This window comes from Intrasporangium sp. (genome assembly GCF_030452765.1).
In the GTDB taxonomy this organism is placed as follows: Bacteria; Actinomycetota; Actinomycetes; order Actinomycetales; family Dermatophilaceae; genus Intrasporangium_A.
The window spans coordinates 1-2,120 of record NZ_JAKDLO010000323.1 but is presented as its reverse complement, the minus strand read 5'-3'; the positions used below and the strand labels follow the sequence as shown (position 1 = coordinate 2,120).

Annotated in this window: 1 protein-coding gene; it reads left to right on the top strand. The window is 70.5% G+C overall.

What is annotated here, in order from left to right; genetic code table 11:
• A partial coding sequence (locus tag L0H79_RS22040; RefSeq protein WP_301486919.1) for a discoidin domain-containing protein occupies positions 1–2,014 on the top strand: 2,014 nt, incomplete at its 5' end.
• Between the last annotated feature and the right edge of the window lie 106 nt (positions 2,015–2,120).

Below are 2,120 nucleotides of genomic sequence, written 5' to 3'. Positions count from 1 at the left end.
TCCGATGAGCGTCAGCAAGCACCGACCCGGCAGACATCGTTCACGCACGCTGCGGCTCCTGCCACTCCTGCTCGCTCCCGCGATCGCGGCTGCGCTCACCACGGTGGCCGCCCCCGCCGCGGGTGCGGCGGGTGCCGCGGGTGCGGCGGGTGCCACGGGTGCCACGGGTGCCACGCCCGGCGCGGATGGCTGGCACTGGCCACACGGAAACAAGCCGCTCTACGTCGAGCAGGACCTCGCTGTCAACGGGCAGGGCGGCTTCCCCAACTACCGCATCCCGGCCCTGACCGTCGCGCCGGGCGGCGACGTGCTGGCCTCCTACGACGGGCGGCCGACGGGGATCGACGCGCCTGGTCCCAACTCCGTCCTGCAACGCCGCAGCACCGATGGCGGGCGCACCTGGGGCGAGCAGACGGCGGTGGCGGCCGGTAAGACGACCGACCCGATCAAGGGCTACTCCGACCCGAGCTATGTCGTGGACCGCAGGACGGGTACGATCTTCAACTTCCATGTGTACTCCCAGAAGCAGGGCTTCTTCGGCAGCCAGCCGGGCACCGACCCGGACGACCCCAACGTGCTGCACGCCAACGTCTCCAGCTCGACCGACGGCGGCCACACCTGGAGCCAGCGGACCATCACCGCGGACATCACCCCCGACCCGGGCTGGCGCAGCCGGTTCGCCGCATCCGGCGAGGGCATCCAGCTGCGCTACGGCCCGCACGCCGGTCGGCTCGTCCAGCAGTACACGATCATCAACGCCGCCGGCGACTTCCAGGCGGTCAGCGTCTACAGCGACGACCACGGCGCGACGTGGCAGGCGGGTGAGGCCGTCGGCACCGGCATGGACGAGAACAAGACGGTCGAGCTGTCCGACGGGCGGGTCATGCTGAACAGCCGCGACTCGGCCCGCAGCGGATACCGCAAGGTGGCCATCTCTCGCGACGGGGGTCAGACCTACGGCCCGGTCACCATCGACCGTGCCCTGCCCGACCCGGCCAACAACGCCTCGATCATCCGCGCGTTCCCCCATGCCCGCAAGGGATCGGCGCGCGCCAAGATCCTGTTGTTCTCCAACTCGGCCGACCAGTCGGCGCGCCGCCACGGCACCATCCGGATGTCGTGTGACGACGGCAGGACGTGGCCGGCATCGAAGGAGTTCCAGCCCGGCTCGATGTCGTACTCCACGCTCACGGCGCTACCCGACGGCACCTACGGCCTGCTCTACGAGCCCGGGACCGGCATCCGCTACGCGAACTTCAACCTGGCCTGGCTGGACGGCCTCTGCGCGCCCCTCACCGCATCCGACGTCGCGGTGGACGCGGGCGGCTCGGTCACCGTCCCGGTGACCGTCGACAACCAGACGGGGCAGTTCGTGCTGCGCCCCAGGCTGTCGGCGCAGGTCCCGGCGGGGTGGGCGCAGCGCGGCTCCATCGGCCTGCTGTGGCCCGGACGGAGCACCACGGGGTCGGTGCGGATCGAGGTCCCAGCCGACGCGACGCCCGGCCGTTACCAGGTGCCGGTCGTGCTGGAAGGCAGGTCGGGGAAGTCCTCGACCACCATCACGGTGACGGTGGGGCTGCTCGACCAGAGCGTGATGAAGGTCGTCGACGTCGACAGCGAGGAGACCGCGAAGGAGGACGGGCGCGCCGCCAACATCCTCGACGGCAACCTCTCCACGTACTGGCACACCCAGTGGTCCGCCCCCGTCACGCCGGGCTATCCGCACCACGTCACCGTGGACCTCGGCGCGACGCACGAGGTCTCCGGCATCCAGTACACCCGACGCCAGAACAGCACCAACGGTGCGATCGACGCCTACGAGGTCTACACGAGCGAGGACGGCGCCACCTGGGGCGAGGCCGCAGCGAGCGGCCGGTTCACCTCGAGCGGGGCCGCGCAGCGCGCCACGTTCGCACCGCGCAGCGCCCGCTTCGTCAAGGTGGTCGCGTTGTCCCAGCTCAGCGGCCAGCCGTGGGCCACGATGGCCGAGCTCAACGTGGAGGGACACCGGTAGGCACTATTGCCGCCCGTTCCATGCGTCCACTAGCCTTTCGGGAGCGAGTACCCGCTTCCGTTTCGCAACTCACACATTGGCGTTCCGGGTCAGGACCTGTTCTAGG